Raw genomic sequence first — 26,211 nt, forward strand, 5'->3', positions numbered from 1 at the left:
CAGACCATGCGCAGCAGTGCCGACGTGATCGCGAACCCGACAACACGGCGTTCGCGCGCGCTTCTTCACCCCACCGGTCCGGCCACCAGTTGACATGTCGGAAACTCCCGACGTAACGTAGCGTCATGCCCGACGACGTTTTCCTCGCTCTCGCCAGTCCCGTCCGGCGGCGGCTGCTGGAGATCCTGGCGGACGGCCCGTGCACGGCGGGCGGTCTCGCGGCGCGGTTCGAGCTGAGCCGTCCGGCGGTGGCCGAGCATCTCAAGGTGCTGCGGGACGCCGCGCTGGTCCGGGACGAACGCGTGGGGCGGCAACGCTTGTACCACCTGGAAAGCGACCCGCTGGAGCAGGTCGGCGAATGGCTGCATCCGTTCGAGCGGTTCTGGCGCGGACGCTTGCGCAGCATGGCCGATCTGCTGGAAAACGAGGAGGAAACCCCGTGACGTACGCCCGGATCGGCAGCATCTCGGTCGACCAGTTCATCGCCGCCGCACCGGAAAAGGTCTGGCGCGCGCTCACCGATCCCGAACTGCACGCGAAATGGTGGGCACCCGGCGACATCGGCCCGGACGTCGGCCACGAATTCCACCTGGACATGCCCGGCTTCGGCTCGATCCCTTGCCGTGTCGTGGAATCCGAGCCGCCGTCGAGGTTCGTCTACACCTTCAACGGCGACTGGACCCTCACCTGGACGCTCGTCGCCGAAGGCCAGGGCACCCGGCTCCTGCTGAACCACTCCGGGTTCGACCTCGACGACAAACGCCAGGCCGACGCGTGCGAGCGGATGGGCCCCGGCTGGCGCGACGGCGTGCTGCCGCGGCTGGCGAAGCTGGACCTCGGCTGAGGGGTCAGGCTGGACGGCGAGCGTAGACGACCGCCTGCGGCACCTCGCTGTCCAGCTCTTCCACCCACTCCGCCTCGACGGCGAATCCGGCCTCGCGCAACCATTCCGACACCCGCGCGGGACGGCGGCGATAGACGTGCACGCGCATCGGATGCCCGCCGTAACCTTGCGTCTTCCACCGGGCCGCGTCGCCGACGTGGAAGCCGATCGCGACCGGTGCCCCGGGCCGCAGCACGCGGTGAAACTCCGCCAGCGCGGTGGGCACCTCCGCGTCCGGAACGTGGATCAGGGCCCACCACGAAAGCAACCCGGCGACCGAAGCGCCCGGCAGCGGGAGCGCGGTCATCGAGCCGACCGCGAACCGCAGTTCCGGATGATCCCGCCGGGCCGCCTCGATCATGCCGGGCGAGAGGTCCAGGCCGAACGTGTCCAGGCCAAGGCCGCTCAGATGCGCGGTGACATGTCCGGTGCCGCAGCCGACGTCGGCCACCGGGCCGTTTTCGCGCACGAGCGAGGCGAACAGCCCTAAAGTCATGCGCAGCGAAGGGCTTCGGGCGATCGAGTCGCGCAACCGGTCGGCATAGCTGGCGGCGACGGTGTCGTACGAGGTCCGGGTGTCGGTCAGCCAAGTCTGCACCACGGCCACGCTAGCCCACCGGCGCGCCGAACCACCGGCGAATCGCGGGTTCCAGACCGTCCGGAGCACCGGCCCACGCGACATATCCGTCCGGACGGACCAGCATCGCCTCGGCACCCGTCTCGACCCGGTGCACCCGGTCCGCCCACCGCCGCGCGAGGTCGCCGAATCGCCGGTCGGGATCGACGAGAACGCCCTTGCCCGCACGCAATTCCAGACCGAGGTCGTGCGCGGGAAGCCCGATCAGCGGGTGGTTCTCGCTGCCCGGAAGGGCGTAGCGGATGCCCATTCCGGACAGCAGGTCGTCCAGCAGGTATTGGACTTCGGGCAACTGCACCAGTTCCGCGAACAACGACCGGGCCGCGGCCGAATCGGAACCGTCGTCCAGAAGCAGCGACTGCGCTTGGACGTTGCGCAGCACCGCCGCGCCGACGGGATGCCGTTCCGCGTGATAGCTGTCGAGCAATCCCTCGGGCGCGGTGCCCCGGACGGCCGCGGCGAGTTTCCAGCCGAGGTTCATCGCGTCCTGGATCCCGGTGTTCATGCCTTGCGCGCCAAAGGGAAGATGCACATGCGCGGCGTCGCCGGCCAGGAAAACGCGGCCGTGCCGGTACTGCGTGGCCTGCAGGGCGGCGTTCGTGATCCGGCGCGCGTACCGGAGTTCGACCAATTCGACCCGGTCGCCGAAGACCGTTTTCAGCCCGGTGCGGATCTCGTCCTCGGTGACCGGGACGTCCCGCTCCAGCGACCAGCCGGGTCCGCCGAGCGCGAGGCGGCGCAGGGGCCGCCCTTCGGCGTCGACGCCGAGCGGGAACACCTGTGCGCGGTAACCCTCCGGGGTGATCGTGTGCATCGGGACCTCGGCGCTCAGCCGCACGTCGGCGGCCACCGTGGTGGCCGTCCCGGGACGGCCGGCGAACTCCGCGCCCAGCAGCTTCCGGACTGTGCTGCGCCCGCCGTCCGCCGCGACGAGGTACTGGGACCGAAGCACGGAGCCGTCCGCGAACGTCGCGGTGACGCCCTCCGCGTCCTGCTCCAGTCCGACCAGCTCATGGTTCCGGCGGACGCGGATGCCTTGGGCGGCAAGGTGTTTCTCCAGGAACCCTTCGATCGCCACCTGCGGGACCGACCGCCACGGGAACCGGTGCCGCTCGCGGACCAGCGGCAGCGGGTTCCCGGCGAAATGCGCGGTGGTGACCGGGTAATCGCCGGTGGCCAGCAACGGTTCGAGCAGGCCGCGCTGGTCGAACGCCTCCTGCGTGCGGGACTGCAGCCCGCCGGCCTTGGACAGTTCGCTGGCCCGCGGCAGCCGGTCGGCCAGCACGCAGGAAACTCCGGCGAGCCGCAGTTCGTTCGCCATCGTCATCCCGGTCGGGCCGGCGCCGACGACGAGCACCTCGACAGTCATGATCTCTCCCTCGGGGTTCGGTGTGTGGTTCCGACTCTCGGCGCGGCAGCGGCGGCAAGCCAGAAAGCGACATGATTGCGTCGGATTCCGACTCCGGTACTCTCAGGACGGTGGATTCCGACTACGACGACCTCGACCGGCAACTCGTCCACGCTCTGCAGATCGACCCACGCGCCCCGTTCAGCGTGATCGCTGAAGCGCTCGGCGTGTCGGATCGCACCGTCGCCCGCCGGTACGCCCGGCTGCGGTCGACGGGAGCGGTCCGGGTCATCGGCGGCGTCAACGAGACAGCTTCCGGTGCGGTGCAATGGTTTCTGCGGGTCCGATGTGCACCCGCCGCGGCTGGCGCGGTCGCCGAGGCACTCGCGCGACGGCCGGACACCGCCTGGGTGAGCCTGACGTCCGGTGGCACGGAAATCACCTGCACAGTCCGCATCGAGAACGCCGCCGACAGCGAAGCGTTGCTGCTGGCCAAACTCCCCCGCACGCCACGCGTCGAAGGCGTCACCGCGCATTCGGTGCTGCACGTGTTCTACGGCGGCTCGGACAGCATGGTCGCCAAACTCGGCGCGCTGGACGACGCCACCGTCACCAGATTGCGCCCGCCGCCGCTCCCCCGCCGGACGGGCCCCGCGCGGCTCGACGACGGCGACCGCAAACTCCTGGCCGCGCTGGCCGCCGACGGCCGCGCCGGGTTCGAACAACTCGCCGCCGAGACCGGCTGGTCCCCCACCACCGTCCGCCGCCGGATGGCGGAACTGCGCGAACGGGACGTGCTGTACTTCGATCTCGACCTCGACTGGCGGTTGTATGGAAAGGGAATCCGGACACTGCTGTGGCTTTCGGTCGCTCCGGCCGCGCTGGAGGAAACCGGCAACGCGCTCGCCGCGCACCCGGAAGTCGCGTACGCCGCCGCGACCACCGGCCCGACCAACCTGTACGCGACGGCGGTGTGCGGCAGCCAGCACGAGCTGTACCGGTACCTCACCACCAGCGTCGCCGCGCTCCCCGCCGTCACCCACGTGGAAAGCGCGCCGGTGATCAAAACGGTTAAACAGGCAGCGAACCGGCTGTGACGCGGTACTGACGGGCACCATCCCGGTCGGCGGTTGACAGCGCCCGGACGATCCGTCAATGATCTGTTCGGCCTTTCCCCGGTGGGAAATTCCCGAACGCGTCCCCGCCTTTTCGAGGAGACCTCGATGTCATCGGTCAGCCGTCGCCGATTCATGCAACTCGCCGCGGCCACCGCCGCCGGCACGGCCCTGCCCGCGAGCATCGCGCGCGCGGCTTCGGTGCCCGCCGCCGTGCGCACCGGCACCCTCGCCGACGTCGAGCACGTCGTCGTGCTGATGCAGGAAAACCGGTCCTTCGACCACTATTTCGGGACCCTCAACGGAGTACGCGGCTTCGGCGACCCGCGCCCGGTGTCGCTGCCGAACGGGAAACCGGTGTGGCACCAGGCCGACTCCACCGGAGCCGAGACGCTGCCGTTCCGGCCCGCCGAGGACAACCTCGGCCTCACCTTCATCGAGGACCTCAACCACGACTGGAACGGCACGCACACCGCGTGGAGCACCGGCCGGTGGGACAAGTGGATCCCGGCGAAAACCCGCACCACGATGGCGTATCTGACGCGCAAGGACATCCCGTTCCACTACGCGCTCGCCGACGCGTTCACCATCTGCGACGGCTACCACTGCTCGATGCTGTCCTCGACCGACCCGAACCGGTACTACATGTACACCGGCTGGACCGGAAATGACGGCTCGGGCAACGGACCGGTGCTGGGCAATGAAGAATCCGGCTACGGCTGGACCAGTTTCCCGGAAATCCTGGAAAAGGCCGGGGTTTCGTGGAAGATCTACCAGGACGTCGGCGACGGCCTCGACAAGGACCACGGCTGGGGCTGGACCAAAGACCCGTACATCGGCAACTACGGCGACAACTCGCTGCTTTATTTGACCCAGTACCAGAAATCCACGCAGGGCACGCCGCTCTACGACAACGCGCGCACCGGCACCCGCGCCACCGCGGGCGACGGTTTCTTCGACCATCTCACCGCGGACGTCAAAGCGAACCGCCTGCCGCAGGTTTCCTGGATCGTGGCCCCGGAAGCGTATTGCGAACATCCGGCTTGGCCCGCCAATTACGGCGCCTGGTATGTCTCCGGCGTGCTCGACGCGCTCACGTCGAATCCGGACGTGTGGAGCAAAACCGTCCTGCTCATCACCTACGACGAGAACGACGGTTTCTTCGACCACGTCGTGCCGCCGTACCCGCCGCGCGACGCGAACTGGGGCAAATCGACGGCGAGCGTCGCCGGGGAATGGTACGAAGGCGGCGCGGCCGCGTCGTACGCCAAGGGAATGCCGTACGGCCTCGGCCCGCGCGTGCCGCTGCTCGCCGTCTCGCCGTGGAGCACCGGCGGCTGGGTCTGCTCGCAGACTTTCGACCACACCTCGCTGATCCAGTTCGTGGAAAAGCGTTTCGGCGTGCACAACCCGAACATCTCGCCGTGGCGCCGCGCGGTGTGCGGGGACCTGACGTCGGCGTTCGACTTCACCGGAGCCAACAGCGGCGTCCCGTCCCTGCCCGGCACCGACGACTATCAGCCGCCCGCCGACCACAGCACCCCGCCGACCTACCATCCGGTGCCCCCGTCGAACGGCTCGCTGCCCAAACAGGAGCCGGGCGCCCGCAAAGCGCGCCCGCTGCCGTACGACCTGGCCGCCGACACCGAGGCGCGGGACGGCCGGATGTACTTCACCTTCACCAACCTCGGCGACGCCGGAGCCGGCTTCCACGTGACGTCGCGGATGCGTTCCGACGGGCCGTGGCCGTACACTGTGGAGGGTCACAAGTCGGTCACCGACAGCTGGCATCTGCCCAGCGGCGCGGCGGATGGGTACCAGTACTCGGTTTTCGGCCCGAACGGCTGGCTCCGCGAACAGGCCGGGACCATCGGCGGCTTGGGCCCGGAGGTCACTGCCCGGCACGACGCGGGCTACGTGACGGTGACGTTCAAGAACCCGACGAGCCGGACGGTCACGTTCACCGGCGTCGACGCTTACGCGCCTTCGAAGTCCTACCGGTACACCCTCGCCCCCGGCACTTCACGCGCGGTGCCGAAGTGGGGCGTGGCCAACGGCTGGTACGACATCACGGTGAAAGCGGATCACGACAGCAAGTACGTCCGCCGTTTCGCGGGCCACGCGGAAACCGGCCAGGCTTCGACCAGCGACCCGGCCATCGCCACGAGCTGATCGGTCCGTGAGGGGAACCCTGCGGGACTCTGATTCCCGCAGGGTTCCCCTCACGGCTTTCGGAAGCCAGCCACGAGCAGACCGACCACAGCCAGTACCGCCGCCAGCCCGCCGAACCCCGCGCCCAACGTCGCGGCCGAGGCGAGCGCGCCGACCAGCAGCGGGCCGCCCGAGTCTCCCAGTTCGCGGCCGACCTCCGCGGCCCCCATCGTCTGCCCGAGCCGTTCCTTCGGCGCGGACTCAGCCATATGCGCGAATCCGATCGGCGTAGCCACCCCGACCCCGGCACCGATCGCCACCGCCGCCAGCACCACCCCGACGACCCCGGGCACGAACGCCCCCAACGCCAACCCGGCGGCGGTCAGCAGCAACCCGCCAGCCATCCCCCGTCCGTCGGGGATCCGCCCGGCGTCCCGGAGCCGGCCGGCCCACGGCTGGACCAGCGCGGAACACAGGGCCAGCACCGACACCACCGCCCCGGTCGCCACCGTGCCGAGCCCGCTCACCGCCCCGGCCACCGGCAGGAAGCCGATACCGACCGCGAGCGCACCGGTCGTCCCGGCCAGTACCGCGGTCGGCCGCAGGAAACCAGGCTCAGCGAGCCGCCGGGCGAGGTCGAGGATGGTCTGTCGTTGCCGCGGCAACGGTTCCGGCGAAGGAACAACCAGCGCGGCCCACCCGGCTACCACGAAAGCCAGCACCGCGAGAGTGCCGAACAGCAAGGAAAACCCGCCCAGCATGATCAGCACACCGCCGAGCAGCGGGCCGAGCGTGTACCCGACGCTCTTCCAAGCACCGTAACCGCCGAACGCCCGCCCCTGCCGCTTCTCCGGCGACAGCCGCGCGACCAGCGCTCCAGCCGCCGGAGAGAAGGCAGCCGCGGCCGCGCCCTGGCCGAATCGCGCCAGCCCGACCGCGGCCGGGTTTCCCGCGACGACAAAGGCCGCCGAAGCGAGCGCGAACGCCAGCAGCCCGCCCAGCAGCACCGGCCGCGGCCCGATCCGGTCGGCCAGCGACCCGAACACCGGCTTGAGCACGACCTCGGCCCCGTCGTAGACCGCGAGCAGCAATCCCAGTGTCAGCAAGGAATCGCCGTGCGTGTAGGCACCGAGACTGGCGGCGATGCTGTGCGCCCCGAACGCGGTGACGAACCCGGCGGCGTACAGCGGACGCAGCTCAGCGGAACCCATCGGAAACCTCACTTCTGCCGCGGGACGGTCGAATGCCTGCCAGGACCAGCCACCCACGACAGGACGCATGCGCAGCCGCCGGGGCGGAAATCCCCGCACAGCCGCCGAACCGTCCAAAAGCGACTCGGCGCAGCCTTCACATTTGGTGCAGAGCTTGGAAAACCTGCTCCGTGTAGTCGGCGAGCCGCTCCGCGCACTGCTTCAACCGCTGCTCGGCCTCGCCAGCCGAAGGCGCGCCGAACACATCCCGCGCCTTCAAGTCCCGATGCCAGCGCCGCAACCGCTCGAGGCTCTGCTCTTCTTCCTCCAGCTCCGCCATCGTGAACTTGCCGATCCGAATTTCCTTGGCGATCTCGGCGTCGAACTTCCCGCAGTCGGCGAGGAACTCCGTCCACTCCTCCTCCCGCTCGGCGGTGAACAGCTCCACCAACCGCGAGCCATCCCGTTCGGCGGCGTCGAGCGTGATCACCTCGCCTTCGCCGCGTTCGGCCAGTTCGGCGACCCGCGCGACACCGGCGGCGAAGCCGGGCACGTCCGGCACCGCCCAGGCGCCTTGCCCGAGCGACAACGCGCCGACTCGCCGCAGCTCGCGCCACACGGCCACCCGATGCCGCGACGGTCCGGACGGCACCCGCACCACCAGCACCAGCCATTTGCCTTCTGTCACGGCGCTGAATGTAGCACGTGTTACATTCAGACAGGTAGCGTTGCCAGGAACGCCCCAACAGTCCGCTCCGCCAGAGCCCGGCGGTCCGCCATCGGCAGCGAGAGACACTGCAGCGTCACACCGTCGATCATCGCGAACACCTGCGCCGCCAAGTCCTCGGACAACCCGGCGTCCACATACCACTGCCGCAGTTCGCGGTCGAGGTTCGCGTTTTCCTTTCGCAGCACCGGATCCACCACGGCCGCCGCCGCATACGCGAGCCACACGCGGGCGCGCCGGGCGCGCGGTTCATCCAGCGGCAGCCACAGCTCCGCGAACTCGGCGATCGATTTCGGTTGCGCCGCTTCGATTTCCGCCAGGAATTGCTCGCCCACGTACTCGAAACCGGCCCGTACGAGGTCGCTCTTCGCGCGGTAGTAATACTGCACCTGCGCCGGGGAAACGCCCGCCGTCGCGGCGACCGTCCGCACGCTCAGCGCGGCGATCCCCTGCTCCGCCAGCACCTCCAGCACGGCATCGAGCACGTGGACCGCCCGCTTCACCGCCGAGACGCCCCCGTGCGCGCCCGCCACGCGACCGCGATCAGTTCGAGCACTCCGATCACTCCCACGACCACGCCGACCTGCCGCAGCCCGATCACCGGCGTCTCGACGTCATGGAAGACGAAATACAACACCGCTCCGACGACGACCATCAGCATGCCGACCGCGACGTGTCCCCCGTTGCCGTTCATCCGCACCCTCCTATACGAACGTACAATACGACCGTACAGGACTCGTGCTCCGCTTAGCCAGACTTCCGCGCGACCAGCCGTTCGACGATCCCGGCCTTGCTTCGCTCCGCCCGCTCCACCTCGAACCCGGCCGCCGCTAGCAACGGCAGCGGCCGCCGGGTCAGGTAGTCACCCAGCCGCGCCACGGTCAGCTTCTCCAGCAGCCGTTGAGCAGCGAGCACGAAGCGGCGGTGACTGCCGACGTGGTCCAGCAGCACCAGCCGCCCGCCCGGCCGCAGCACCCGGTGCATCTCCGCGATCGCACCGCGTTCGTCCGGGACGCCGCACAGCCCCAGCGTGCAGACGACCGTGTCGAACGTGCTGTCGGGGAACGGAAGGGACTGTGCGTCGGCCTCGGTCAGCGTCACCTCGCGCCCGGTCTCGGCGGCCCGGCGGCGGGCGAGGTCCAGCATCGACGGGCTCAGGTCGATCCCGGTCAGGCGCACGTCCGGCGGGTACAGCGGCAGATTCCGCCCGGTCCCGACCGCGACCTCCAGCACCTCACCCGCCGCCTGCCCGCACACCCATGCGCGGCCGTCGGCGAGCAGCGCCCGCTCGAACCACGCGATGTCGCGGTCGTATCGCGGCGCGGCCTCGTCCCACGTCCGCCGCAGCCAGTCCGGTCCACGCTCCGCCATCATCGCGAACTCCCTCTCCGCCGAGGTCCTCTCCGGCTACCCTCGCATCTCGCGGGGCTCCGCACCGCTGCGGTGTCACAAACCCCGGGCGGCCGGCGTCCTATGGCCGATCGACCCCAGAACGCGAAGGAGCCCTCCATGACAGCGCCCGGCGACGCGAGCCCGGACCTCGCCACCGAGACCTTCCTCGCCCACCGGAACCTGCTGTTCACCGTGGCGTACGAGATGCTCGGCTCGGCCGCCGACGCCGAGGACGTGCTGCAGGAAACCTGGCTCAAGTGGGCGGGCGTCGACCTCGGCGAGATCCGCGAGCACCGCGCCTACCTGGTCCGGATCACCACCCGCCAGGCGCTGACCCGGCTGCGCACGCTCGGCAGGCGCAAGGAGTCCTACGTCGGTACCTGGCTGCCCGAGCCGCTGCTCACCGCGCCGGACGTCGCCGAGGACGTCGAACTGGCCGACAACGTCTCGATGGCGATGCTGCTCGTGCTCGAAACGCTGCGCCCGACCGAGCGCGCGGTGTTCGTGCTGCGCGAGGTTTTCGACCTGCCGTACGAGGAAATCGCCGAAGCCGTCGGCAAAACTCCGGCCGCGGTGCGCCAGATCAGCCACCGGGCACGGTCGCATGTCTCCGCCCGCCGTCCGCGCGGCGACGTGACGCCCGCCGAAACCCGCGGCGCACTCGAGGCGTTCCAGAAGGCTGTCGAGACCGGCGATCTGCAGGGGCTGCTCGACCTGCTCGCCCCAGACGTCGTCTTCCTCGGCGACGGCGGCGGCGTGAAGCAGGCGGTGCTGCGGCCGGTCGTCGGCGCGGACAAGGTCGCGCGGCTGCTGGCCGCCGGGAGCACCCAGATCCCCGCGCCGCTGCGCCCGATGCAGGTCAACGGCCATCCAGCGCTGGTGCTCAAGCTCGACGGCGAGGTCGACACCGTGCTCACGCTGCGCCTCGACGAGGGCAAGATCACTGGCCTGTACGCGGTGCGGAATCCGGCGAAGCTGTCGCATATGGACACCGAAACCGCGCTCCGCCGCTGACTTCCGCCGGTGCTACCCACGGTGGCGCCCGCTCTGGCGCGCGCCACCCGGTCGGACCATGCCATCCTGGTCCGGCCAAGGGCGGCCCGCCAGGGCCGTCGTCGTACCGAGGAGAGGACCGACGTGGGCGTTGTCGGCTGGATCGTGCTGGGCCTGATCGCCGGATTGATCGCGAAGGCCCTCATGCCGGGCAGGGACCCGGGCGGCTGCATCATCACCATCCTGCTCGGGATCGGAGGCGCGTTCGTGGGCGGCTGGATCGGCAAAATGCTGTTCCACACCCAGCTCGGAACGTTCTTCGACCTGCGCACCTGGGGTCTCGCGGTGCTCGGCGCGCTGGTCATCCTGACCGGCTACCGGCTCATCGTGGGCGGCCGCCGCGAGTGACCTCGAGCCGGCGGCCCGCTGCCGTGCGCGGCGGGCCGCCGGCGCGCAGTCCCGGCTCCCTGTCGCCCGCGGCCTCCCCCGCGCGGGGCTTCGAATCGAACTCGACCCCGGATTCCGGCCGCGTTTCGTGGCAGAATCAGCGGAGAAGTCCCGGCCAGGTCGACGGGCGGAGCTGACGATGGCGCTGCGCGACCACGAACAACATCAGCTGGACGAGATCGAACGCCGCCTCGCCCAGGAAAATCCGCGCCTTGCCCGCCGGTTCGAGAAGTTCCGCCCGATGCCGGCGATCACCTTCGCCGCGGCCGCGCTCGGCGTGCTCAGCGTGTTCCTCACCGGGCTGGTCACCCTGGTGGTCGGGTTCGGCATGGGCTCCGCCGCGCCGATCGCGGTGGGCGCGGTGCTGACGACCGCCGTGCCGCTCGCCCTCGTCTGGTTCTACCGCTGCCACTGGCGCTGACCCACCCGCCCGTGGGTGAAACGCCGATACAGCGCGAAACCCGCGATCGTGGTCGCCAGCTCCCAAGCGACCGTCGTGATCGCCGACACCGACAGCACGTCCGTCCGGTCCGGGGACGACGGCCGGAGCTGGCCTCGATCGCCGACGCGGACGCGCGTCAGCCCGCGCGCGGCCGGGTCGGAGCGCAGCGGGATGTTCGCTTCTTCGACGCCGCCGTCCGGGGCGGTCCACGTGACGTGCCGGGTGTCGGGCGTCGCGGAGCCCTCGGTCCCGCGCAGCGCGCCGGATCCGGGTTCGACGGCGGCGACGACGGAGCGGCCGGGCGCGCGGCCGATCGCCGCCGAGCCCTGCCGGTGGATCCACAGCCCCAGCCAGACCCCGGCGACCGCCGAGACCGCGACGGCCGCGGCCAGGACCGGAAGGAGGAACACGCGGCCGCGCACCGAGAAGGCGCGGAAACCACCAGAAGCCATGCCTGCCAGAATGCCGGGAAAACCGGGCGCACGGCAGGGTTTGCGGACAAATGTGCCCAAGTCGCGGGAAAAAGCGTCCGCCGCGGGCAATCGTGGCCGGGGGCCGCCCGATTTCACCCGCTCTTTTCACTCATTCGTGAGTAACACCCTACCGAGGCAACCCGGACGCGACGGCCGGTTCGGGGAGCTGCCGCGCGAAGCGGACATCCGCGTCGCATTCCGCGCCTGGCCGAGGCAGAGTTCGCCCACCGCGGGCATCGGCTGCCCGGGCATTCGACCGGATCCCTTTGCCGGAGGGGAATTCCGCCCGGAAGCCACGTCAGCCGAACATCCCCGTCGCTTATTGCCGCCGTCTTCCGCCAGTACGTGGAATTCTTCCGGGGCGCGCGATCATTGCCCGCCGGACGCGCCCAGCAGCGCCCGCCCGGTGGCTGTCACCGCGTGCCGGACGGTATTCCCGGCTCGCCAGCTCTCCACCAATCCCGCGCGGCGCAGGACGCTCGCATGTTTGCCCGCCGCGACCGGAGGCACGCCGATCTCCCCGGCCAGTTCGGCGGTGGACAGCGGGACCGCGAGCGCGTGCAGGACGCGGGCCCGGATGGGGCCGAGCAGCTCTGGAAGCGGGTCCGGGACGGGCTCGAGCACCCGTTCCGCGGGCGGCACCGGGACCGGATCCGGTTCCACGACCCGGAAATAGGCCGGGATCACCAGCAAGCCTCCGAAGTAGACACTGCGGTCCGCGCGAGGCTCGCCGGACGATTCCGCGGCCTCCCAGCGGATCGGCGCGGCCCTGGTGCTGGCGGACGGCCACATCGGATCCCGCCGTGCCGCCCCGTACGCCGTGAGCGCCGAACCCGCCAGCGCGTGCACCCCGCCGGCCGCCTCCCCGGCCCACCACGGCGCGACCCCGTGCACGAAAAACGTCTGGAGGCCGGCGCGCAGCCTCGTTTTCTCCACGTGCACGACGCCGTCTCCCGCGACCGGGCCGAGCTCGCGGAGCCGGTCCGCCGGTCTCAGCACCCCGGCGTGCCGCACCGCCGTTTCGCCGCGGCCGGAGTGCGCGCCGGACGGCAGCGTCTTCACCGTCTTCACGGCCCCGTCGCGGAATTCCAGCGCGGCCGCGGGCCGGGGTTGCGGAATCAGCCCCTCCCGGCGAAGCTGCTTGCGGCCCCGGGCGGACCAGACGCGCAGCCCGCCCGCGGGACGGCGGCTCTGCAGCGCGGTGAGGCTCAGCACCAGTTCCCATAGCGGATCGGGGCCGGTGCGCCGCCTCGTCCGGCCGAAATCGTCGTCGGTGAAATGAATGCGCAACGCCATGTGCTCCCCCTGCCCCCCGACATGGTTGCGCTTCCAGAGTGCCGCGCCGGCCGGCCGCTGTCCAGGCGCTTTTTCTCTCCGGGGAAAGAACCCACCGAATGCCAGCGAATCTCGCTGAATCAGGTGGCCGTTCTCCGGAGAGCCGGCTGCGAAGGCGAGACAAATCGTCCCGTATTCGGCGGCGGGGCGCGATGCACGCCCAGATGCAAGAGGATCCAGGTTGTGCAGGCGGCTTCCCGGATTGGCGGACAGGGCGGCAGAGCAGCAGTTTCCGACATCTGCCGCAGCGATTTCCCCCAGCCGGGCGACTTCCGCGCCGGGATGCGCGAAACGGGGCCCGGCCGCGCGGGCCGGACCCCGTTTCCGGTGCCTCAGTGCGTCGTGCTCAGCCGAGCAGGAGGCCGTTGCCGCCGGCGACGGCGTTGTCGAAGCGCTTGCTGATCTCGGCCCAGTTGAAGATGTTCCACAGGGCGTTGACGTAGTCCGGCTTGACGTTCTTGTAGTCGAGGTAGAACGCGTGCTCCCAGACGTCGACCAGCAGGATCGGCACGGTCGGCAGGATCAGGTTGTTGTGGTGGTCGCGCAGCTGCTGGGTGATCAGCGTCTTGCCGATCGGGTCCCACGACAGCGCGCCCCACCCGTTGCCCTGGATGGTGGTCGACACCGCGGTGAACTGGGCCTTGAACTTGTCGAACGAGCCGAACGCCTCGTCGATCGCCGCGGCCAGCTCGCCGGTCGGCTTGTCCCCGCCCTCCGGGGACAGGATCTTCCACCACACCACGTGGTTGGCGTGCCCGGCCAGGTTGAACGCCAGCGTCGTCTCCAGGCCCACGATCGAGCCGAAATCGCCCGCCTCCCGCGCGGCGGCGAGCTTGTCCAGCGTGTCGTTCGCGCCCTTGACGTAGGTCGCGTGGTGCTTGCTGTGGTGCAGCTCGTTGATCTCGCCGGAGATGTGCGGCGCGAGAGCACCGTAGTCGTAATCGAGTTCGGGCAGCTCGTACCGGGCCATGGGCCCTCCTTCTGTCTTCGACATCAAGTCTTGCCCCCTCGAACCTAGTAGCACACCCCCGCCCCGGGCGACCGGGGGCGGCCTCCGCGCCACGGGCTGGAACCTGCTTGAGTGAATGTTCAACTTCCAGTACGGGACGCGTTCGCCGACCACTCAGCGTGACCGGTTTGTCCGCTCGCGCACCCGGTCCCCAAGGCCCGGTACGGTTGATCCCATGGCGACGTCCCGACTCGGCAGCGTGCAGCGAATTCTGCTGCTGTTAGCGCTGGCGCTGGGCGTCGCCGTAATGCATCACGTGCCGTCCCCCGGCGCCGGGCACGCCATGACGAGCCACGTGTCCGTGGTCGAAGCATCCGGTGCCGCCCCTACTGCGGACTCCGGCATGCCCGCCAGCGAACACTCCATGCTGCACCTCTGCCTGGCGGTCCTGTACGCAGCCGGTGCGCTCGTCCTCGGCCTGCTGGCCTTCCGCCGCTACACCGCCGTGAAGCCGGTTTTCGACGGCACCCGCGGCTCCCCCGCCGCCGACCGGCCGCCCGACAGACGGGGCCAGACTGTCTTGACTTCTCTCTGCGTGCTGCGGACCTGACCGGTAGCCCCTTTCCGGTCATTTTTCGCAATTTCCCTTTTGAGAGAAGGTTTTTTCGTGCGCAAAATCTTTGTCAGCGCTGCCGTGCTGACCGCTTCGCTCCTGCTCGGCGCCTGCTCCGGCCCGGATTCTCCGGCCCCCGCGCCCAGCTCGCAGGCGGGACACAACGCCGCCGACGTCACGTTCGCCCAGCAGATGATCCCGCACCACCAGCAGGCGCTGGAAATGGCGAAAATGGTGCCGTCGCGCGGCAGCGACCCGAAGGTCGCCGACCTGGCCGGCCGGATCGACCGGGCCCAGGACCCGGAAATCCAGCAGATGCAAGGCTGGTTGAAGACCTGGGGCGTCGCGGCCACGAGCCACTCCATGCCCGGCGGCCACGAAATGCCCGGCGGCCACGCGATGACCGGCATGATGTCCGACGCCGACATGAAAGCCCTGGACGCCGCCAAGGGGCCGGAGTTCGACCGGGCGTGGCTGGAGATGATGATCAAGCACCACCAGGGCGCGGTCGAGATGGCGAAGACGGAACTGGCCCAGGGCGCGGATGCCGGGGCGAAGGCGCTGGCGCAGCGGATCATCGACGCGCAGCAGGCCGAGATCGCGGAGATGCGGGGGTTGGTGAAGGGGTGACCGGGGTGCCGAGGCGGGTCCGGGGCTGGAGCTGACGGACTCGGTTCCTGCTTCGGCTCATTCGCCGGAGAACCACCGCTCCCGCGCTGACCTCGCGGTGGCTGGGCTCCAGTTGGGACGGGCTCAGCCACCGTGGGGTTGGGGTCGGCTGATCGCGGGTGGGGGAAGGCGAGGCGATCGTCGCGATTCCCGCGGGGATCACGCCACTCCGGTCGAGACCAGCCGCGACTCGGGCATAAGGACGACGTTGCCGGGCATGGACCTTCGCTCCGGACGCTTCCCACCGAAACGACCCGACCGCTCCACCGCCCGCAGGCAAGTCGACCGCCGCGAACCCCGCCAGGATCAGCATCGCCCCGGCCGAGACCAGCCGCGGCGCGGGCACAAGGACGACGTCGCCGAACACGAACCTTCGCTCCCAACGCTCCCCACCGAAACGACCCGACCACTCCACCGCCCGCAGACAAATCGACCGCCCCACCAGAGATCAACGCCGCCCCGGCCGAGACCAGCCGCGCCCCGGGCACAAGGACCACGCCGCCGGACACGAACCTTCGCTCCCAACGCTCCCCACCGAAACGACCCGACCACTCCACCGCCCGCAGACAAATCGACCGCCCCGCACCCCACCACGATCAGCACCACCCCGGCCGAGACCAGCGGCACCCCTCGCGGCTGGAGTTCACGGACGCGGGTCCCGCTTCGGCGAACCACCACCCCCGTGCTGACCTCCCCTCCGGCGGTAGCTGGGCCCGCCCTTCTCAGGACGAGCCCAGCCACCGTCCGGCCAGTTCAGGCGATCACTCGCGGGAACGGCGGCGCCGCGAGATCAGCAGCAGCGCTCCGCCGCCCGCCAGCAGGGCGATCGCCGCGATCCCCACCGGGATCAGGACCACGCCGGTGGAAGCCAGCGGCGGCTTCGGCGAGGGCGGCTGGACCGGAGGCGTCGGCGCCACTGTCGGGGGCGTCGGCGGGGTGGGCGGCGTCTTCGTGAGCGGCGTGGTCGTCTTGCACCGCGGATCGGTGGAGGGGTCGGGGCAGTTGGCGCCGGGCGTCGTCGAGGTGATGACGTTGCGCAGGCTTTGCCCGTCGCCGATCGGGGTCTTGACTGTCACGCTGTAGGAAACCGTCGCGGTCGCGCCGACTGGCAGGTCTCCGGTCCAGGTCAGCCTGGGTGCGGAGTAGCTCGTCGAGCCGGTCGAGGCGGTCGCGTCGTTGGTGTATGCAGCGTTGCCGAGGACGCCGGTCAGGTCGTCGGTGAAGGTCGCGCCCTTCAGCTCGGTCTGGCCGGTGTTCTTCACCGTCACCGTGTACGTCACCTTGTCGCCCGCCTTCGCCTCGGTGACGCTTGCCTTCTTCTCGAGGATCAGGCCCGCGACGGGAGTCGTGGTCCCGCAGCGCGGATCCTTCGAGCCCGGCGGGCAGTTCGTGCCCGGGGTGTCCGAGGTGACGACGTTCGCCAGGGTGTGGTCGCCCTTGACCGGATTGTTCACGGTGACGCTGTACGTGACCGTCGCGGTGGCACCGATCGGCAGGTCGCCGGTCCAGGTCAGGCGAGGCGCGGCGTATGACACGGAACCGGCCGAAGCAACCGCGTCGCCGTCGTAAGTGGCGTCATCGAGCACCTTCGACAGGTCATCGGTGAACGTCGCTCCCGTTTGGACAGTCTGGCCCGTGTTCTTCACGGTCACGGTGTAGGTGACCTTGTCGCCTGGCTTGACGTCCTTCTTGTTCGCGACCTTCACAATGTCCAGGCCCGCGATCGGAGTCGTCGTGCCACAGCGCGGATCGGTGGATCCTGGCGGACAGTTCCCGCCCGGAGTCGCCGACGTCACCACATTCGCCAGCTTGAAATCGCCCTTGACGGGGTTGTTCACGGTGACGCTGTACGTGACCGTCGCGGTGGCACCCACCGGGAGGTCACCGGTCCAGGTCAGCTTCGGAGCCGTATAGGTCACCGAGCCGATCGAAGCCGACGCATCACCGTCATAGGCCGCGTCATCGAGAACCTTCGACAGGTCATCGGTGAACGTCGCTCCTGTTAGGACAGTCTGACCGGTGTTCTTCACCGTCACGGTGTAGGTGACCTTGTCGCCCGGCTTCGCCTCCTTCTTGTCGGCGACCTTGTCGACCTCCAAGCCCGCGACGGAAGTCGTCGTGCCGCAACGCGGGTCGGTGGACCCTGGCGGACAGTTCCCGCCCGGAGTCTCCGACGTCACCACATTCGCCAACCGGTGGTCACCCTTGACCGGATTGTTCACCGTCACGCTGTACGTAACCGTCGCGGTGGCGCCGACCGGCAGATCACCCGTCCACGTCAGCCGTGGTGCCGCATAATTCACCGAGCCGATCGAAGCAGCCGCGTCGCCGTCGTAAGTGGCGTCATCGAGGACCTTGGACAGGTCATCGGTGAAGGTCGCTCCCGTTTGGACAGTCTGACCGGTATTCTTCACGGTCACCGTGTACGTGACCTTGTCGCCTGGCTTGACGTCCTTCTTGTCCGCGACCTTCACAATCTCCAAGCCCGCGACCGGAGTCGTCGTGCCACAACGCGGATCAGTGGACCCTGGCGGACAGTTCCCGCCCGGAGTCTCCGACGTCACCACATTCGCCAACCGGTGATCACCCTTGATCGGATTGTTCACCGTCACGCTGTACGTAACCGTCGCCGTAGCACCAACCGGCAAATCACCAGCCCACGTCAACCTCGGTGCCGCATAATCCACCGAGCCGACCGAAGCCGAAGCGTCATTGCCATAAGCAGCGTCGTCCAGCACCTTGGACAAATCGTCGGTGAACGCCGCTCCCCTTTGGACAGTCTGCCCGGTGTTCTTCACCGTCACCGTGTACGTGACCTTGTCCCCCGGCTTGGCCTCCTTCTTGTCCACGACCTTGGAAATCTCCAAGCCCGAGACCGGAGTCCTCGTGCCGCAGCTCGGGTCCACGGATCCTGGCGGGCAGTTCGAGCCCGGGGTGTCGGAGGTGACCACGTTCGCCAGCTGGTGATCGCCCTTGACCGGCTTCGCCACGGTGACGCTGTAAGTCACCGTCGCGGAAGCACCGACCGCCAGATCGCCCGTCCACGTCAGCCGGGGCGCGGCATAGGTCACCACGCCGACCGAAGCCGCCGCGTCGCCGTTGTAGGCAGCGTCGTCCAGGGCCTTCGACAGATCGTCAGTGAAGGTCGCGCCGGACAGCGGCGTCTGGCCCGTGTTCGCGACGGTCACGGTGTAGGTGACCTTGTCGCCGGGGTTCGCCGACTGTTTGTCGGCGACCTTGCTGATCGAGATGCCGGACACCGGCGTCGTCGTGCCGCACCGCGGGTCCGCGGACCCCGGCGGGCAGTTCCCGCCTGGAGTTTCCGACGTGACGACGTTCGTCAGCCGGTGGTCGCCGCCAGCGGGGTTGTGCACGGTGACGCTGTAGGTGACCGTCGCCGAAGCCCCGATCGGCAGGTCGCCGGTCCAGGTCAGGTGAGGCGCGACGTACGACACGGAACCGGCCGACGATGCAACGTCACCGTTGTAAGCGGCGTCGTCCAGCACCTTCGACAGATCGTCGGTGAAGGTCGCGCCGGGCAACGGCGTCTTGCCGGTGTTCGTCACGGTGACCGTGTACGTGACCTTGTCACCGGGGTTCGCGGACTGCTTGTCGACCTTCTTCTCGATCGTCAAGCCGGGCAGCGGCGTCAGAGTCGAGCAGTTCGGATCGGTCGACCCGGGCTCGCAGTTGCCGGGCACGGGGGTGCTGACCGTGTTGCGCAGCTGGTGGTCGCCGGAGATCGGGTTGTGCACGGTGACGCTGTAGGTCACCGTCGCCGAAGCCCCGACTGGCAGGTTGCCGGTCCAGGTCAGATTCGGTGCGGCGTAAGCCGTCGAGCCCACCGAGGCAGCGGCGTCGCCGTTGTAGGAAGCGTCGTCGAGCACCTGCGACAAGTCGTCGGTGAAGCTCGCGTCCGGCAGCGGGACCTGGCCGGTGTTGGTCACCTTCACGGTGTAGGTGACCTTGTCGCCGGGGTTCGCGGTCTGCTTGTCGGCCTTCTTCTCGACCGTCAGTTCCTTGCCCGGCGTCGTGGTCGAACACGACGGATCGGTGGAGCCCGGCGGGCAGTTGGTGCCGGGCGTCGAGGACGTGACGACGTTGTGGAGCTTCTTGTCTCCCGGGTCCGGATTCTTCACGGTGACGCTGTAGGTCACCGTTGCCGAACCGCCGATCGGCAGGTCGCCGGTCCAGGTCAGATTCGGTGCGGTGTAAGCCACCGAGCCCACCGAGGCGGCCGCGTCACTGTTGTAGACCGCGTCGTCCAGCACTTGCGACAGGTCGTCGGTGAAAGTCGCGCCGGGCAAGGGGGTCTGGCCGGTGTTGGTGACGGTGATCGTGTAAGTCACCTTGTCCCCGGGAACGACCTGCTCGCGGTCGGTGGACTTCGCGATCCGCATCCCCGACACCGGCGTCGTGGTGCCGCACCGGGGATCGGTGGAGCCCGCCGCGCAGTTGCTGCCCGGGGTCGTGGAGGTGATCGTGTTTACCAGCTTGTGGTCGCCAGTCACGGGATTCTTCACGGTGACGGTGTAGGTCACTGTCGCCGTACCGCCCACTGGAAGGTCGCCGGTCCAGGTCAGCCGTGGTGCCGCATAATTCACCGAACCGGTCGAAGCCGACGCGTCGCCGTTGTAGGTCGCGTCGTCCAGCACCCTCGACAAATCATCCGTGAAAGTCGCGCCAGACAACGGAGTCTGCCCGGTGTTCCGGACGGTCACGGTGTACCGGACCGGATCGCCCGGGTTGGCGCTGGTCTTGTCGACGGTCTTCGCGAACTCGATCCCGGACACCGGCGTCGTGGTCGAGCACGCGGGATCGGTCGAGCCCGCGACGCAGTTGTTGCCCGGTGTTGTGGAGGTGATCGTGTTGACCAGCTTGTGGTCACCAGTCACGGGATTCTTCACGGTGACGCTATAGGTGATCGTCGCCGAGGCACCCACTGGCAGATCGCCGGTCCAGGTCAGTTTCGGTGCGGCGTAAGCCACCGAACCCACCGAGGCGGACGCGTCACCGTTGTAGGTCGCGTCGTCCAGCACCTTCGCCAGATCGTCCGTGAAAGTCGCACCGGACAACGGAGTTTGACCGGTGTTCGCGACGACGACCGTGTACGTCACCTGGTCGCCGGGGTTCGCGGACTGTTTGTCGGCCTTCTTCTCGATCCGCATCCCGGACACCGGCGTCGTGGTCGAGCAGGCCGGATCGGTCGAGCCAGCGACACAGTTGTTGCCCGGGGTCGTGGAAGTGACGGCGTTGACCAGCTTGTGGTCGCCGGTGTCGGGGTTGTTGACCTTCACCGAGTACGTCACCGTCGCGGTGCCGCCGATGGGCAGGTCGCCGGTCCAGGTCAGTTTAGGTGCGGCGTAAACCACCGAGCCGACCGACGCGGAAGCATCACCGTTGTAAGCGGCATCATCCAGCACCTTCGACAAATCATCAGTGAAAGTCGCGCCAGACAACGGAGTTTGGCCGGTATTCGCGACGGTCACGGTGTACTTCACCGTGTCGCCAGGCTTGGCACTGGCCGGGTCGGCGGTCTTGCTGATCCGGATTCCGGAGACCGGAGTCGTGGTGCCGCACCGAGGATCGTCGGACCGAGCCGCGCAGTTGCTTCCCGGTGTCGTCGACGTGATGGTGTTGATCAGCTTGTGGTCGCCGGGATCGGGGTTCTTCACGGTGACGCTGTAGGTGATCGTCGCCGAACCGCCCACCGGGAGATCGCCGGTCCAGGTCAGTTTCGGTGCGGTGTAAGTGGTCTGGGCGGCCGGAGCGGCGTCGTTGTTGTAGACGGCGTCGTCGAGGACCTTCGACAGGTCGTCGGCGAACGTCGCGCCGCGGGCGAAAACCTGGCCGGTGTTGCGCACGACCACGGTGTATTTCACCGTGTCGCCGGGGTTAGCCGAAGCCTTGTCCGCGGTCTTGGCGATCTCGATCTTCGGGCCGGGCACGACTGTTTCCGCACAGGAAGCCGCGGCGTCGTCCGCGCATCGCCGGTCCGGCGGGACGGTCGGCGGCGGGCCTTCGGTCACCTTCGCGCGGTTGATCAGCGTGGTGCCGATGGCCGCCTCGTCGACCCGGACCTGGACGGTCATCGTGACCTGCCCGCCCACCGGTATCTCCGCGGCGTGCCATTGCAGCGGACCGGTCCCGGTGACCGTGCCGCTCGTGGTGGCCGCGCTGACGAACGTCGTGCCGGGCGGGAGCGTGTCCGTGACGGTGGCGGGCGGCACCGGGATATGACCGGTGTTGGCCAGGGTGACGGTGTAGGTCAACTGGTCGCCGGGCAGGGCGTTCGCCTTATCGACGACCTTGGCCAGCGTGTACTCCGGCACCGCGACCACGTTGCGGACGGTGTTGCTCGTCCGGCTCTGTTCGCGCCCGGTCTGCTTGCCCTGGAAGACGACCGACGCGGTGTTGTCGAGGCGGGTGCCCGCGGCGACGGTCGGCGAGACGGTGACGCGGAAGCCGAGGTGCGTGCTCTGTCCGGGAGCCAGGTCCGGCAGGGTGCAGGTGACGACTTGGCCGGAAGCCGAGCACCTCGGGTCCGAACCGGCCACATAGGACACTCCGGCCGGCAGGGTGTCGGTGACGACCACGCCGGTCGCGGTGTCCAGGTTCGTGATACTGCCGTCGGGGTTGCGGTTGGCCACGTCCAGCCCGTAGGCGATCTCGCCGCCGCGCGCGACCCAGCCGGGCGGGCGTTCCTGGACGTTGCCTTCGGGGTCGTTGGACTTGACGATCTGCAGGTTGGGCTCGTTGGCCTCGGTCATCAGCCAGACGGTCTGCGGGTACAGCGCGTCGCCGGTGGTCCCGACCTTCAGCTGGGCCCGGTCCGAGCCCGCGGGCAGCTTGCCGGTGACGTCGACCGTGCGCGCGTCGTAGCCGAAGTTGTTGGCGGGGTTAGGCGTGCGGTCGGTGACGTTGCTGCCGGTGCCGTTCGCGGCGACCCGGTCGATCCGGCTGCTGAAGGCGTTGCTCGTGCTGGTGCCGCCGGGGGCGGGCATCGTCAGCCGTTGCAGCGACGAGGCGTCCCGGCCGAATTCGAGGTAGTCGCCGGAGATGTTGGCGTCGCCGTCGCCGACGACGACGCCGAGGGTGGCCGACGGCGCGTGGTCGCCCGGGCTCCGGATGCCGTTGAGGTCGATGGTGGTCGCGGTGGGGCTGCCGCCGCCGCGGACCCAGTCGAAGCCGTCCCAGATCTGCAGGTAGCGCAGCGGATCGGTGTCGAGCGCGTAGGCCACGACCAGCGACCAGCCGCCCCAGCAGCCGAGGTTGCTCGCGCTGTTGGCCGAGTTGCCGCGGCAGGCCTGCAGGTCGGCCACCGTGTAGGAGCCGCCGCCGGCCTGTTTCACCAGGCCGGTGACGTCTTTGACGCCCGCGTGCGCGGTGATCTGCGGGGACCCGCCGCCCAGCGCGTCGAACCAGTCGTAGGTGTCGGCCGTCAGCCGCTGGTAGGAGGCGGAGCCCGGGGCTTTGAAGGCGACCTGGTTCGCGCGGGAGACGTCGCCGGAATCGGCGTTCGAGGAGATCGGGTTGACCTGCCAGTACAGCCGGGCGGACAGCACGGTGGCCCCGGGCGGGATGGTCAGGTTCGCGCTCGACGCGGTGTTGCCCGGCGCGGCCGGGTCGCTCTTGACCCAGTAGCCGTAGGCGGAGTTGTTCGCGGTCTCCCCGCAGGACGCGGGCACGGTGCCGCAGCTGACGACCGAGTTCGACGCCATCGTGATCGCGCCGTGGGCGACCGTCGAGAAGGCCGGGTCGGGGCCGATTTTACGCGGTGTGCCGAGCCCTCTCGGCTCGACCGCCCTCGGCTGTGGCGCGACCGGCGCCGAGGTGGCGGGCGTTGCGGCGGTGGAGGGCGCCGGGGCAGCCGGTGGTGTGCTCGCGGGCTCGGGTGCTGCCGAACTGGCCGGTGCGGGAGCGGCCGGGCTGGACGGCGCGGGGCTGTCCTGAGCCGAGGCCGACGGCGCCGACGCGAGGGCCGGGGCCGCCGGGCTGGTGCTGGGCGGGAGGGTCGCGCCCATCGCCGGCGTGGCGCTCGCGAGCCCCAGCGCGAAAACCACGGCGAGAGCCGAGGCGGCGCGCTTCCCGCGGGAGCGCATGAATCCGGAACGACGGGTCATCACAAAGCTCCCACGGAGAAGGACGGAATTGTCGAGTTGCTTACCCGCGTTCATCGACACCTGGCAGGAGAATTCGTACCGCGCCCTCACCCGCGACGGGGAGTTTAAGAGCGAGGAATCACCGCATAGGGGGAACCCAACCAGGTCAAACGAGCGCGTTCGCCGAAGAAGCGGCTGATTCCGGTTCCACCCGTCACGCCCTGAAAGGGTGTCGCCATTCCCGACGGGAACTGCACCGGATCGAGGACCGGCGCACCGCGAATATTTCTCGGGCGAAGTCGACCGGAATCGGCGGCCGGACCGGTCCGGCGTCGAACCGGACCGCGGAAGCCCACGATGAGCGACGGGCCAGCGGCAGGCGAAACCGGCCGGATACGTGCGCACGCGAGCGCTGCTGCTCAGTGTTCAAGCCCGGGGAAGCGACGGCCTGACGGAATGACTCCACACCGCCTGGTGGCCGGAAGGCGCGGCGGACTGGCTCGACCCCGCGCACGACGCGGTCGGAAGCGGCGCTCGCCCGGCCGATCCGGGCTGGAGCAGCTTCCTCACGCTCGCGACCCGACCCGGCCGATTCTGGTTCACTCGAAGCCATGGCCGAAAGTTTCGGAGTCCCGCGACCGGACAAAATCGACTATTACGCCCGCGTCGCCGAAGCCGGGCGCGAATACAAACGGCGAGTGCTGTCCGCGCTGGATCTGCGGCCCGGGTTGACCGTGCTGGACGTCGGCTGCGGTCCCGGGACCGATCTGCCCGCCATGGCCGAAGCGGTGGGGCCCTCGGGCGCGGTCATCGGCGTGGACACGGAACCAGCGATGGTCAAGGAAGCGGAAAACCGGACTTCCGCGGTAGCGCAGATCTCGGTCCGGCTGGGCGATGCGCAAGCGCTGCCGCTGGCCGACGCGAGCGTCGACCGGGCGCGCGCGGACCGGATGGTGCAGCACGTCGCGGATCCCGCCGCGGTTTTCGCCGAACTGCGCCGGGTGCTGCGCCCGGGCGGGCTGGCGTGCGTGGCCGAACCGGATTGGGACAGCCTGGTGGTCGATCCCGGGGAGCGCGCGACGAACCTCGCGTTCAACCGGTTCGTGTGCTCGACGATGGTCCGGAACGCGACAGTCGGCCGTTCCTTGCCGCGGCTGGCGCTGGGGGCGGGACTGGAGGTGCTCGACGTCTCGGTCGCCGCGCCGGTGTTCCGCGATTTCGAGGCGGCGGACAAGATTCTCGGGCTGAGCCGGAACACCGAGCGCGCGGTGCGCGCGGGCCGGCTGGACCGGGCAGCGGGAGACGAGTGGCTGGCGGCGCTCGCCGCGGGGCCGTTTCTGGCGGCGAGCATGGTGTTCGTCGGGGTCTTCGTCAAGCCTGGCGCTTGACCATCTCCGCGATCCACACCGGCGCGTAGGGCGAGGTGCAGTTCGGCGGCGTCGGATAGTCCTTGAGCACGCCGAGACGCTCGCCGATGCCGATCGCGCGGGCGCGCAGGCCGGGATTCTCGATGCCGATCTGGGCGAGGCAGTGGTTCATCGCCCACTGCAACCGGTCCGGCGCGGCTTTCATCTCGGCCTCGATCACGTCGAGCAGCCCCGGGAGATCCAGCCCGTCGGGTTTCTTCGCGACCCGGTCCGCGGTCAGCGTCCAGCCCGCGCTCGCCACCACCGGGTCCGGGTCCTCGAGCCAGGCCACGCGGAGGTCCTCGGCGTACCGGCTTTTCTTGACGAGGTTCGCGAGAAGCCAGTCGTGAACCTTGGGTTTGCCCGCTTCGCGAAGCATGGTGTCGAGATCGTCGCGGTCGAACTGCTTCGGCCGCGCGACGAGAAGCGCGAGCAGGCGGGCGTTGGTGTCGCCGGTCTGCCAGAGTTCACGGGCGAGATCGGGCTGGGCTTTGAGTTCCTTCGCCAGGGCACGGAGCTTGCCGAGGTTGACGCTGTGGTCGTCGCCGTGGTTCTCGTTGACCGCCCGGATTCTGGGGTCGTCGAGTTCCTCAAGCCGGGTCAGGATCTCGGAGAGGGTTGCGTCGGCCACGGGAACCTCCCTGCTCAGGTGTGCTCGGAGCCGAGAATACGGGCTGACGCGGCTCGGCCGGCGTCGCGGTCAGCGGGGTCGCGCGCCGAGGTCGGAGGGCCGCCCGGCCAGGAACTCCTCCGGAGCCGGGATCGGCACCCGCACCCAGTTGCTCACCCGGGTGAACGTCGCGCCGCCCATCCGGCCCACCGGCTGGTACACGTCCTGGTCCAGCCGCCCGTCCGGGCGCAGCAGCCGGTCGTCCACCGCTACCCCGACCACCTCGCCGAACACCAGGTGCGCGCCCCGGAACTCGTCGATCTTCACCAGCGTGCACTCCAGGCTCGGGCCCGTCCCGGCGGGATGGGGGACGCCGATCCGCACCCCGGGCTCCCACGACAGGCCGACGTGCTCCGCCTCGTCCACCGACGAGTCCACTGTGGACGCGGTGCGCGCGACCAGTTCCTCCTGGCCGCTCAGCGCCATCGTGATCGCGAACTCGCCCCGCTCCGAGATGTTGGCCAAAGTGTCTTTCGACGCTTCGGAAATCGAGAAGACCACAGTCGGCGGATCCATCGTCAGCGGCGCGAAGTAGCTGAACGGCGCGAGGTTCCGCACGCCCGCGCCGTCCGCTGTGCTCACCCACGCGATCGGCCGCGGGACGACCGCGTTCTTCACCATCCACACGAAAGCGCCGCGATCCTCGTCGGTATTGCTGCTGTACACGAA

Annotated in this window: 24 protein-coding genes; 11 read left to right on the plus strand and 13 right to left on the minus strand. The window is 69.4% G+C overall.

The features are described 5' to 3' along the window. Window positions 1-125 precede the first annotated feature (125 nt). Together ACZ63D_RS02495 and ACZ63D_RS02500 are read left to right on the plus strand one after the other, a co-directional pair. Window positions 126-443: an ArsR/SmtB family transcription factor gene (locus ACZ63D_RS02495; RefSeq protein ID WP_465352514.1), complete on the plus strand. Its 318-nt coding sequence runs from the start codon at window positions 126-128 to the stop codon at window positions 441-443. Beyond that, a complete protein-coding gene (locus ACZ63D_RS02500) occupies window positions 440-844 on the plus strand; it encodes an SRPBCC family protein (RefSeq protein WP_465352515.1) in 405 nt (134 codons plus the stop codon). The genes ACZ63D_RS02495 and ACZ63D_RS02500 overlap by 4 nt, the downstream gene beginning before the upstream one ends. A 4-nt stretch (window positions 845-848) precedes the next feature. Here the strand turns inward: ACZ63D_RS02500 and ACZ63D_RS02505 are convergent, their stop codons facing one another. After that, on the minus strand, window positions 849-1,490 hold the full coding sequence (locus tag ACZ63D_RS02505) for a class I SAM-dependent methyltransferase (protein WP_465352516.1): 642 nt from the start codon (window positions 1,488-1,490) through the stop codon (window positions 849-851). Window position 1,491: 1 nt separating this feature from the next. After that, a complete protein-coding gene (locus ACZ63D_RS02510; RefSeq protein ID WP_465352517.1) occupies window positions 1,492-2,889 on the minus strand; it encodes an FAD-dependent monooxygenase in 1,398 nt (465 codons plus the stop codon). 110 nt (window positions 2,890-2,999) lie between these two features. On the opposite strand from ACZ63D_RS02510, the gene ACZ63D_RS02515 reads away from it, so the two are divergent. Then, window positions 3,000-3,965: an Lrp/AsnC family transcriptional regulator gene (locus ACZ63D_RS02515; protein WP_465352518.1), complete on the plus strand. Its 966-nt coding sequence runs from the start codon at window positions 3,000-3,002 to the stop codon at window positions 3,963-3,965. A 126-nt stretch (window positions 3,966-4,091) separates the two neighbouring features. Then, on the plus strand, window positions 4,092-6,155 hold the full coding sequence (locus ACZ63D_RS02520) for a phosphocholine-specific phospholipase C (protein WP_465352519.1): 2,064 nt from the start codon (window positions 4,092-4,094) through the stop codon (window positions 6,153-6,155). Window positions 6,156-6,205: 50 nt separating this feature from the next. On the opposite strand, the gene ACZ63D_RS02525 is transcribed toward ACZ63D_RS02520, so the two are convergent. The 5 genes from ACZ63D_RS02525 to ACZ63D_RS02545 all read right to left on the minus strand — a co-directional run bounded on the left by ACZ63D_RS02525 (window position 6,206) and on the right by ACZ63D_RS02545 (window position 9,425). Beyond that, window positions 6,206-7,345 (minus strand): MFS transporter, encoded by a 1,140-nt coding sequence (locus ACZ63D_RS02525; RefSeq protein WP_465352520.1) that lies wholly within the window; start codon window positions 7,343-7,345, stop codon window positions 6,206-6,208. 136 nt (window positions 7,346-7,481) lie between these two features. Beyond that, the gene (locus ACZ63D_RS02530; protein WP_465352521.1) at window positions 7,482-8,012 is read right to left on the minus strand and encodes a Chromate resistance protein ChrB; all 531 of its coding nucleotides are present in this window, start codon (window positions 8,010-8,012) and stop codon (window positions 7,482-7,484) included. A 26-nt stretch (window positions 8,013-8,038) separates the two neighbouring features. Next, window positions 8,039-8,554 carry a TetR/AcrR family transcriptional regulator gene (locus ACZ63D_RS02535; protein ID WP_465352522.1) on the minus strand — a complete coding sequence of 172 codons (516 nt, stop codon included), beginning with the start codon at window positions 8,552-8,554 and terminating at the stop codon, window positions 8,039-8,041. After that, the gene (locus ACZ63D_RS02540; RefSeq protein WP_465352523.1) at window positions 8,551-8,745 is read right to left on the minus strand and encodes a hypothetical protein; all 195 of its coding nucleotides are present in this window, start codon (window positions 8,743-8,745) and stop codon (window positions 8,551-8,553) included. Before ACZ63D_RS02540 ends, ACZ63D_RS02535 begins: the two co-directional genes overlap by 4 nt. 53 nt (window positions 8,746-8,798) lie before the next feature. Next, window positions 8,799-9,425, minus strand: coding sequence for a class I SAM-dependent methyltransferase (locus ACZ63D_RS02545; RefSeq protein ID WP_465352524.1), 627 nt, complete (start codon window positions 9,423-9,425; stop codon window positions 8,799-8,801). Window positions 9,426-9,560: 135 nt separating this feature from the next. Here ACZ63D_RS02545 and ACZ63D_RS02550 point away from each other — a divergent pair, with 135 nt between their 5' ends. The 3 genes from ACZ63D_RS02550 to ACZ63D_RS02560 all read left to right on the plus strand — a co-directional run bounded on the left by ACZ63D_RS02550 (window position 9,561) and on the right by ACZ63D_RS02560 (window position 11,304). Further along, window positions 9,561-10,457, plus strand: coding sequence for an RNA polymerase sigma-70 factor (locus ACZ63D_RS02550; RefSeq protein ID WP_465352525.1), 897 nt, complete (start codon window positions 9,561-9,563; stop codon window positions 10,455-10,457). A gap of 123 nt (window positions 10,458-10,580) precedes the next feature. After that, complete coding sequence (locus ACZ63D_RS02555) at window positions 10,581-10,844, plus strand: GlsB/YeaQ/YmgE family stress response membrane protein (protein ID WP_465352526.1); 264 nt, start codon at window positions 10,581-10,583, stop codon at window positions 10,842-10,844. 178 nt (window positions 10,845-11,022) lie between these two features. Beyond that, on the plus strand, window positions 11,023-11,304 hold the full coding sequence (locus ACZ63D_RS02560; protein WP_465352527.1) for a DUF3040 domain-containing protein: 282 nt from the start codon (window positions 11,023-11,025) through the stop codon (window positions 11,302-11,304). Here the strand turns inward: ACZ63D_RS02560 and ACZ63D_RS02565 are convergent. The 3 genes from ACZ63D_RS02565 to ACZ63D_RS02575 all read right to left on the minus strand — a co-directional run bounded on the left by ACZ63D_RS02565 (window position 11,283) and on the right by ACZ63D_RS02575 (window position 14,103). After that, entirely contained in the window at window positions 11,283-11,777 is a 495-nt protein-coding gene (locus ACZ63D_RS02565; protein WP_465352528.1) for a hypothetical protein, read from the minus strand. The genes ACZ63D_RS02560 and ACZ63D_RS02565 overlap by 22 nt on opposite strands. A gap of 390 nt (window positions 11,778-12,167) precedes the next feature. Continuing rightward, window positions 12,168-13,094, minus strand: a complete 927-nt coding sequence (locus tag ACZ63D_RS02570; RefSeq protein ID WP_465352529.1) for a winged helix-turn-helix domain-containing protein — start codon at window positions 13,092-13,094, stop codon at window positions 12,168-12,170. Window positions 13,095-13,479: 385 nt separating this feature from the next. Continuing rightward, window positions 13,480-14,103, minus strand: a complete 624-nt coding sequence (locus ACZ63D_RS02575; RefSeq protein WP_009077066.1) for a superoxide dismutase — start codon at window positions 14,101-14,103, stop codon at window positions 13,480-13,482. A gap of 214 nt (window positions 14,104-14,317) precedes the next feature. Between ACZ63D_RS02575 and ACZ63D_RS02580 the strand changes: the two genes are divergently transcribed. Both ACZ63D_RS02580 and ACZ63D_RS02585 read left to right on the plus strand, forming a co-directional pair. Continuing rightward, window positions 14,318-14,692, plus strand: coding sequence for a hypothetical protein (locus ACZ63D_RS02580; protein ID WP_465352530.1), 375 nt, complete (start codon window positions 14,318-14,320; stop codon window positions 14,690-14,692). 57 nt (window positions 14,693-14,749) lie between these two features. Beyond that, window positions 14,750-15,325 carry a DUF305 domain-containing protein gene (locus ACZ63D_RS02585; RefSeq protein WP_465352531.1) on the plus strand — a complete coding sequence of 192 codons (576 nt, stop codon included), beginning with the start codon at window positions 14,750-14,752 and terminating at the stop codon, window positions 15,323-15,325. An 800-nt stretch (window positions 15,326-16,125) separates the two neighbouring features. Here ACZ63D_RS02585 and ACZ63D_RS02590 read toward each other — a convergent pair. Then, window positions 16,126-23,085, minus strand: a complete 6,960-nt coding sequence (locus ACZ63D_RS02590) for a DUF7927 domain-containing protein (RefSeq protein WP_465352532.1) — start codon at window positions 23,083-23,085, stop codon at window positions 16,126-16,128. Here ACZ63D_RS02590 and ACZ63D_RS02595 point away from each other — a divergent pair. Both ACZ63D_RS02595 and ACZ63D_RS02600 read left to right on the plus strand, forming a co-directional pair. After that, the gene (locus ACZ63D_RS02595; RefSeq protein ID WP_465352533.1) at window positions 23,054-23,317 is read left to right on the plus strand and encodes a hypothetical protein; all 264 of its coding nucleotides are present in this window, start codon (window positions 23,054-23,056) and stop codon (window positions 23,315-23,317) included. The genes ACZ63D_RS02590 and ACZ63D_RS02595 overlap by 32 nt on opposite strands. A 760-nt stretch (window positions 23,318-24,077) precedes the next feature. Further along, the gene (locus ACZ63D_RS02600; RefSeq protein WP_465352534.1) at window positions 24,078-24,854 is read left to right on the plus strand and encodes a methyltransferase domain-containing protein; all 777 of its coding nucleotides are present in this window, start codon (window positions 24,078-24,080) and stop codon (window positions 24,852-24,854) included. Here ACZ63D_RS02600 and ACZ63D_RS02605 read toward each other — a convergent pair. Next, window positions 24,838-25,503 carry a DNA alkylation repair protein gene (locus ACZ63D_RS02605; RefSeq protein ID WP_465352535.1) on the minus strand — a complete coding sequence of 222 codons (666 nt, stop codon included), beginning with the start codon at window positions 25,501-25,503 and terminating at the stop codon, window positions 24,838-24,840. The genes ACZ63D_RS02600 and ACZ63D_RS02605 overlap by 17 nt on opposite strands. 69 nt (window positions 25,504-25,572) lie before the next feature. Next, window positions 25,573-26,208 carry a flavin reductase family protein gene (locus ACZ63D_RS02610; protein WP_465352536.1) on the minus strand — a complete coding sequence of 212 codons (636 nt, stop codon included), beginning with the start codon at window positions 26,206-26,208 and terminating at the stop codon, window positions 25,573-25,575. Window positions 26,209-26,211 lie beyond the last annotated feature (3 nt).

The sequence above is a fragment of the Amycolatopsis sp. NPDC104775 genome (assembly GCF_055583325.1).

Bases quoted from the DNA above. Each gene is read 5' to 3' on its own strand.
- ACZ63D_RS02495 (WP_465352514.1), top strand. From the start codon at position 126: ATGCCCGACGACGTTTTCCTCGCTCTCGCCAGTCCCGTCCGGCGGCGG.
- ACZ63D_RS02510 (WP_465352517.1), bottom strand. From the start codon at position 2,889: ATGACTGTCGAGGTGCTCGTCGTCGGCGCCGGCCCGACCGGGATGACG.
- ACZ63D_RS02520 (WP_465352519.1), top strand. From the start codon at position 4,092: ATGTCATCGGTCAGCCGTCGCCGATTCATGCAACTCGCCGCGGCCACC.
- ACZ63D_RS02525 (WP_465352520.1), bottom strand. From the start codon at position 7,345: ATGGGTTCCGCTGAGCTGCGTCCGCTGTACGCCGCCGGGTTCGTCACC.
- ACZ63D_RS02540 (WP_465352523.1), bottom strand. From the start codon at position 8,745: ATGAACGGCAACGGGGGACACGTCGCGGTCGGCATGCTGATGGTCGTC.
- ACZ63D_RS02545 (WP_465352524.1), bottom strand. From the start codon at position 9,425: ATGATGGCGGAGCGTGGACCGGACTGGCTGCGGCGGACGTGGGACGAG.
- ACZ63D_RS02550 (WP_465352525.1), top strand. From the start codon at position 9,561: ATGACAGCGCCCGGCGACGCGAGCCCGGACCTCGCCACCGAGACCTTC.
- ACZ63D_RS02560 (WP_465352527.1), top strand. From the start codon at position 11,023: ATGGCGCTGCGCGACCACGAACAACATCAGCTGGACGAGATCGAACGC.
- ACZ63D_RS02565 (WP_465352528.1), bottom strand. From the start codon at position 11,777: ATGGCTTCTGGTGGTTTCCGCGCCTTCTCGGTGCGCGGCCGCGTGTTC.
- ACZ63D_RS02570 (WP_465352529.1), bottom strand. From the start codon at position 13,094: ATGGCGTTGCGCATTCATTTCACCGACGACGATTTCGGCCGGACGAGG.
- ACZ63D_RS02575 (WP_009077066.1), bottom strand. From the start codon at position 14,103: ATGGCCCGGTACGAGCTGCCCGAACTCGATTACGACTACGGTGCTCTC.
- ACZ63D_RS02580 (WP_465352530.1), top strand. From the start codon at position 14,318: ATGGCGACGTCCCGACTCGGCAGCGTGCAGCGAATTCTGCTGCTGTTA.
- ACZ63D_RS02590 (WP_465352532.1), bottom strand. From the start codon at position 23,085: ATGGCGTCGAACTCGGTCGTCAGCTGCGGCACCGTGCCCGCGTCCTGC.
- ACZ63D_RS02600 (WP_465352534.1), top strand. From the start codon at position 24,078: ATGGCCGAAAGTTTCGGAGTCCCGCGACCGGACAAAATCGACTATTAC.